The sequence below is a fragment of the Microbacterium sp. H6 genome (assembly GCF_003314775.1).
Classification (GTDB): Bacteria; Actinomycetota; Actinomycetes; order Actinomycetales; family Microbacteriaceae; genus Microbacterium; species Microbacterium oxydans.
In genome coordinates this window covers 310-6,024 of the sequence record NZ_QOAY01000076.1, presented here as the reverse complement: position 1 = coordinate 6,024, position 5,715 = coordinate 310, and the positions used below count along the sequence as shown (strand labels likewise).

Annotated in this window: 7 protein-coding genes and 1 pseudogene; 3 read left to right on the top strand and 5 right to left on the bottom strand. The window is 70.4% G+C overall.

Features of this window, described 5'->3' with window-relative positions:
• From DSP71_RS05550 to DSP71_RS05530, 5 genes and pseudogenes are all read right to left on the bottom strand, one after another.
• Nucleotides 1-1,008 (bottom strand): cation-translocating P-type ATPase (locus DSP71_RS05550; protein ID WP_147251214.1); only part of this gene is annotated, 1,008 nt, incomplete at its 3' end.
• On the bottom strand, nt 1,005-1,364 hold the full coding sequence (locus tag DSP71_RS05545) for a helix-turn-helix transcriptional regulator (protein ID WP_060960787.1): 360 nt from the start codon (nt 1,362-1,364) through the stop codon (nt 1,005-1,007). The genes DSP71_RS05545 and DSP71_RS05550, both read right to left, overlap by 4 nt.
• A gap of 77 nt (nt 1,365-1,441) precedes the next feature.
• Nucleotides 1,442-1,933 (bottom strand): annotated as a pseudogene (locus DSP71_RS05540) (type II glyceraldehyde-3-phosphate dehydrogenase); the annotation flags it as partial.
• Between the two features lie 39 nt (nt 1,934-1,972).
• Complete coding sequence (locus tag DSP71_RS05535) at nt 1,973-3,628, bottom strand: AarF/ABC1/UbiB kinase family protein (RefSeq protein ID WP_036286080.1); 1,656 nt, start codon at nt 3,626-3,628, stop codon at nt 1,973-1,975.
• Entirely contained in the window at nt 3,628-4,215 is a 588-nt protein-coding gene (locus DSP71_RS05530; RefSeq protein WP_113680584.1) for an AAA family ATPase, read from the bottom strand. Before DSP71_RS05530 ends, DSP71_RS05535 begins: the two co-directional genes overlap by 1 nt.
• A gap of 60 nt (nt 4,216-4,275) precedes the next feature.
• On the opposite strand from DSP71_RS05530, the gene DSP71_RS05525 reads away from it, so the two are divergent.
• From DSP71_RS05525 to DSP71_RS05515, 3 genes are all read left to right on the top strand, one after another.
• A complete protein-coding gene (locus tag DSP71_RS05525) occupies nt 4,276-4,560 on the top strand; it encodes a metal-sensitive transcriptional regulator (protein WP_005049572.1) in 285 nt (94 codons plus the stop codon).
• A gap of 46 nt (nt 4,561-4,606) precedes the next feature.
• Nucleotides 4,607-4,966 carry a heavy-metal-associated domain-containing protein gene (locus DSP71_RS05520; RefSeq protein WP_113680583.1) on the top strand — a complete coding sequence of 120 codons (360 nt, stop codon included), beginning with the start codon at nt 4,607-4,609 and terminating at the stop codon, nt 4,964-4,966.
• Nucleotides 4,963-5,715: cation transporter (locus tag DSP71_RS05515; RefSeq protein ID WP_258546280.1), on the top strand; the 753-nt coding region annotated here is incomplete at its 3' end. The genes DSP71_RS05520 and DSP71_RS05515, both read left to right, overlap by 4 nt.

Sequence of the window (5,715 nt, the reverse complement as noted above, 5' to 3'; positions counted from 1 at the left end):
GACGTGGCGGATCACGCCGAACCGCTCGAACGCGGCACCGGACTTGATGATCACGCCGAACTTGCTCGCCGAGCCGATCGCCGCGACCACGGTCAGCGGCACGGAGATCGCCAGTGCGCAGGGCGATGCCGCGACCAGCACGACCAGGGCGCGGGTGATCCACAGCTCCGGGTCGCCGAGCAGCGAGCCGATGATCGCGACCAGGGCGGCGAGGATCAGCACGCCCGGGACGAGAGGGCGGGCGATGCGGTCGGCGAGGCGGGCGCGGTCGCCCTTCTCCGCCTGAGCCTTCTCCACGAGGTCGACGATCGTGGTCAGTGAGTTGTCGGTGCCTGCCGCGGTCGTTTCGACCTCCAGTGCCCCGGCGGTGTTGATTGCGCCGGCGGAGACGGCATCGCCGGGTTCGACCTCGACCGGGATCGACTCCCCGGTGATCGCGGACGTGTCCAGGCTGGAACGTCCCGTGCGGACGACGCCGTCGGTCGCGATCCGCTCACCCGGCCGCACCAACATCAGCTGCCCGACAGCCAGATCCTTCGCGGCGACCTCGACCGAGACGCCGTCGCGGCGGATGGTGGCGGTCTCCGGGACGAGCTTGAGCAGTGCCCGCAGCCCGCCGCGGGCACGGTCCATCGCCTTGTCCTCCAGCGCCTCGGCGATCGAGTACAGGAATGCCAGCGCTGCGGCCTCCTCGACGTAGCCGAGGATCACCGCGCCGACCGCGCTGATGGTCATCAGCAGCCCGATGCCGAGCTTGCCCTTGAAGAGGTTCCGGATCGCGCCCGGCGTGAACGTCGACGCGCCCAGCAGCAGGCCGATCCAGAACAGCACCAGCGCAGGGATCTCCATCCCGGACCACTCCAGCGCCAGACCGGTGAGGAACGCCACACCGGAGAAGACCGGGACCATGATCCCGCGGTCCCGCCACCAGGGGCGCTCCGCCTCCTCGGCCTCTTCGCCGACTGCGGTCTCAGGCTCGTCGTGCTCGCAGCCGCACGCCGCGCTCACGCGCCCGCTCCCGTCCCGCAGCAGCCCGGCACCGTGCACGAAGCGTCCATGCAGGGCGCGTGCTCGTCCACCGCGAGCGTCACGTCCACCAGCGCGGTCAGCGCCGCCGCGAGGTGCGGGTCCGCGATCTCGTAGCGCGTCTGCCGCCCTTCCGGCTCGGCGACCACGATGCCGCAGTCGCGCAGGCAGGTCAGGTGGTTCGAGACGTTCGAGCGGGTCAGCTCCAGCTCACGCGAGAGCACCGCCGGGTAGCTGGGGCCGTCGAGCAGGGTCATCAGTATCCGGGAGCGCGTCGGGTCCGCCATGGCCCGGCCGAGCCGGTTCATGACGTCGAGACGTGGAGCAATGGTCAGCATGCACTGATCATACAGTGTTGACTGAACTAATCCCAGGATGAATAGTGCACCCTGCGACATTCGGCCCTACCAGTAACCCCGCGGGCGCGCAGCAGCAGCCCGGCGTTTTCGAGCGCGCCGAGGACGCGGACGATGCTGGTGGTGTTGCAGGACACCACCCGGGTCAGGTCCCGGCCGAGCGCGGTGGCGTAGTTGGCCTGGGCGACGAAGGAGTGCCCGGTGGTCGAGTGCGCTTCCCCGCCCTGCACGATCACCTTTACTCCCGCCGCCTGGTAGCGGGGCAGGTTTCCGGCGGCGACGTGCTTGGGGGTCGTATCGACGATCACGTCGCTCTGCGCGAGGAGATCGTCGAGGGTTCCCTCGGGGCGGATGCCGGTGTCCACCATGCCGCTGTGCGCGTCGGGGGTGGCGGCGAATACGGGCAGCCGCGGGACGGCGGATTGTATTCGCCAGTCGGTGACGATGTCCGCGACGCCCACCAGGTGCATGTCGGGTTGGGCGTGGACGGCGTCGGCGACCCTCTTGCCGATCACTCCGTACCCGTTGACGCCGACTCTGATCCTGTCCATCTTCGTCTCCTTTCGTGGTGTTCTTGAGCCGTGCGCGGGTCAGGGGCGGGGTCGGCGGCGCCGCAGCGTCCACAGCAGATAGCTGCCGAGGGCGCCGATCGTGCCGGTCCCGGCGCCGATCAGGACGCCTTCCCGGGAGCGCCATTTCGTGTTCCCGCCGACGAGGGTGCCGATCCCGCTGATCAGCGCGGCGGCGATCATTCCCGCGACGACACGGTTGCCGACGCGTTCGGCGCGCCCGACGAGAGGTTCCAGCTCCGTCGCGCGCAGGTGCACCTCGAACCCGCCGTCTTCGAGGAGATGCCGGAGCCGGCTCAGGGTGGCGGGCAGCTCGGTGAGCAGTGCCCCGGTGTCGGCTCCCGCGCGCGCCCATCGCCGGGCCAGAGCCGGCAGGGACAGCTGGGCGCGGGTGAGCTGCTCAGCGTAGGGCTGCAGGGCGTCGAGCATCTGGAAGTCCGGATCCAGCCGCGCCGCGGTCCCTTCGGCCATCATCAGCACTTTGAACAGCAGCGCCGTCTCCTGCGGAAGGTGCAGCTGGTGCTGCTGCAGGATGCCGAGCAGCTGCTGGAGCATGATTGCGAGGCTGATCTCCGACAGCGAACGGCCCCGGTAGCGGGCCGTGAACGCGGTGATCGCCTGCCGCAGCCCTGCCCGGTCGACGACGTCGGCGGTCCGGGAGAGTTCTATCAGGGCGGTGGTGAGGGTGTCCGGGTCGTCGCGGGTGAAGGCGAGCACGATGCCGGCGAGGCCGTCCGTGGTCTGTTCGGTGAGCTCCCCGACCATCCCGAAGTCGATCAGCGCGAGCGCGCCGTCGGGCTGCACGAACATGTTCCCGGGATGGGGGTCGGCATGGAAGAACCGGTTGTCGAACACCATCGTGAGCACGATGTCGGCACCCAGCCGCGCGAGTGCGACCCGGTCGATGCCGGCGGCGTCCAGGCCCTCCAGGTCGTCGATCCGCACCCCGCTCATCCGCTCCAGGGTCAGCACGCGCGAGGTCGTGGTCTCCCCGTGCACGCGGGGAATCCGCACCCGCGCCGCGTGGGCGAACTCCTGCGCGAACCGTTCGGCGTTGCGGGCCTCCTGCAGGTAGTCCAGCTCGGCACGCAGCGTGCGGGAGAACTCCTCCACCAGCCCGGGCAGGTCGTACTGCCGGATGGCATCCCAGCGCCGGTCGGCGCGGTCGGCGAGGTTGCGGAGAATGTCCAGGTCTTCATGCACCTGCGCGACCACGCCGGGCCGGCGCACCTTCACGACGACCTCGGTGCCGTCGTGAAGAGTTGCCGCGTACGCCTGCCCGATGGACGCCGCCGCCAGCGGCACCGGGTCGAACTGGGCGAACACGTGCTCTGGGTCGGCGCCGAGCTCTTCACGGAGCACGTCCCGAATGCCCTCCCACGGTGCCGCGGCGACGTCGTCCTGCAGTTTGGCGAACTCGGCGACCCATGCCGCGGGGAGCAGATCGTGCCGGGTGGAGAGGATCTGGCCCAGTTTCACGAACGTCGGCCCGAGCTCCTCCAACGCGACCCGCACATGCTCGGGGTTCGTGTAGGGGTCCTCCTGCCGGGCGTGTCCGAGGGCGCCGCGGTGGAACGGCACCAAGCCGCCCAGGCCCAGCACGCCGGCCAGGACGCCGAGTCCGTGCCGGCGCAGCACGGCCCCGATCTGCCGGTACCGGCTACTCCCCGCGCCCATCAGCTCACGCCCCTCTCGGCTGGAGTGCCGGCCGATGCTCGTTCGAGGATGAAGTCGACGCGCGCGTCGGGGGCGAGTGCGGGGACGGTGACGACGGGAAAGCCCAGCTCCTGGTACACCAGCCCGAGCAGGTCGTGGATGCGCCGCTGCGCGGCGGGGTCCTCGGTGCGCGCGTAGTCGGACGCCAGCGGGAGCAGGTCAAGCAGGAACACCGTCGCGTACCGGGCGCCGGCCAGCGCGCCCAGCAGAGCGGTGCCGGGGGCGAGGCCGAGGAAGCGGTAGTAGGCGAGCGAGTCCGGCAGAGCACGGTCCAGGAACACGGTCTGTTGCGGGTCGAGGGAGCGTTCCTGCTCGATCTGCATGTCGACGACGGCGCGCTGGAACTCGCTCTGCCGTGCCCGCACCTCCGCGGTGCTGCGCCCGGTGATCCGTTGCAGGTCGATGTAGTGGCGGGCGTGCTCGATTGTGGTCGTGTACCCGCGGCCCCGCAGCAGGTTGACCGTGGTGGTCTTGCCCGAGCTGGGACCGCCCGTCACGACGGGCCAACGGGTGGTCTGTGCGGGCCGCGGCTCCTGGATGCCGGTCATGACCTCACCCTACACCCTGTACCCCTACAGGGTATGGTAGATTGTGGGTGGAGGTGCGAGATGGCACACGGGTATGTGGACAACAAGCCGGCGCTGCTGGCGCGGCTGAGCCGCGCGGAGGGTCAGGTGCGCGGGATCGCGCGGATGATCGACGAGGACGTGTACTGCATCGACGTGCTGACCCAGGTGTCGGCGGCGACGAAGGCGCTGGAGTCCGTCGCGCTGTCGCTGCTGGAAGACCACCTCGCGCATTGCGTCGCGCAGGCGACCGCCGAAGGCGGCCCGCTCGCGGAGGAGAAGCTCCGCGAGGCGAACGCCGCGATCGCGCGCCTCGTGCGCTCCTAACGTCGTCCCCACTCACATCGTTCAACGCTCTTGAAGGGAGCACATCATGACCGGACAGGGAGTCCAGGACCTCGGCCTGCAGGCGACCAGCACCGGCGGTGGCTGCGCCTGTTGCAGCCCCACCTCCCACGCCACGGCAGCCACCGACACCGGCGCGCCGGCGCAGCAGACGGCGGCGGGTGAGACCGTGTCGGCGCAGTTCCTGGTGGAGGGGATGACCTGCGCGCACTGCGTGCGTAGCGTCACCGAGGAGGTCTCCGCGATCGACGGTGTCTCCGACGTCGCGGTCGATCTGCACGCCGGTGGCGTGTCCACGGTGACGGTGTCCAGCGCGACGCCGGTGGATGCGGAGCGGGTGCGGGCGGCGGTGGAGGAGGCCGGGTACAGCCTCGCCGCAGCCTCATGAGCACGCTGGACGTCGATCTCGACATCACCGGGATGACCTGCGCGTCGTGCGCGACGTGGGTCGAGCGGAAGCTGAACAAGCTGCCCGGGGTGGAGGCGACGGTCAACTTCGCCACCGAGAAGGCCCGCGTGCACTCGGAGGCCCCGGTGCCGGTGGAGGAGCTGATCGCGGCGGTCGAGCAGGCGGGGTACGGAGCGAGCCTCCCAGCCCCGCCTGTGCCCGACACGGCTGAGCAGACCATCCCGCGGGACGATGAGCTGGCGTCGCTGCGGCAGCGGCTGATCGTCTCGGCGGTGCTGGCGGTGCCGGTCGCGGTGCTGTCGATGATCCCCGCCCTGCAGTTCACCTACTGGCAGTGGCTCACGCTCACCCTGGCCGCGCCGGTGGTGGTGTGGGGGGCGTGGCCGTTCCACCGCGCCGCGGCGATCAATGCCCGGCACGGGGCGGCGACGATGGACACTCTGATCAGCGTCGGGGTGCTGGCCGCGTTCGGCTGGTCGCTGTACGCGCTGTTCTTCGGCGGTGCGGGGATGCCGGGAATGCGGATGAGCGTCACCTTCGTCGGCACCCCGCAGGCCGGTGGCCACGAGGTGTACCTGGAGGTCGCCGCGCTGGTGACCGTGTTCATCCTCCTCGGCCGCTACCTCGAGGTTCGTGCCAAGCGGCAGTCCGGCGAGGCCCTGCGCGCCCTGCTGGAGCTCGGCGCCAAGGACGCAGTGATCCTCCGCGAAGGCACTGAGCAGCGCGTC

Excerpts from the sequence above, each read along its gene's own strand:
- DSP71_RS05520 (WP_113680583.1), top strand. The coding sequence starts at position 4,607 with ATGACCGGACAGGGAGTCCAGGACCTCGGCCTGCAGGCGACCAGCACC.
- DSP71_RS05530 (WP_113680584.1), bottom strand. The coding sequence starts at position 4,215 with ATGACCGGCATCCAGGAGCCGCGGCCCGCACAGACCACCCGTTGGCCC.
- DSP71_RS05545 (WP_060960787.1), bottom strand. The coding sequence starts at position 1,364 with ATGCTGACCATTGCTCCACGTCTCGACGTCATGAACCGGCTCGGCCGG.
- DSP71_RS05535 (WP_036286080.1), bottom strand. The coding sequence starts at position 3,628 with ATGGGCGCGGGGAGTAGCCGGTACCGGCAGATCGGGGCCGTGCTGCGC.
- DSP71_RS05525 (WP_005049572.1), top strand. The coding sequence starts at position 4,276 with ATGGCACACGGGTATGTGGACAACAAGCCGGCGCTGCTGGCGCGGCTG.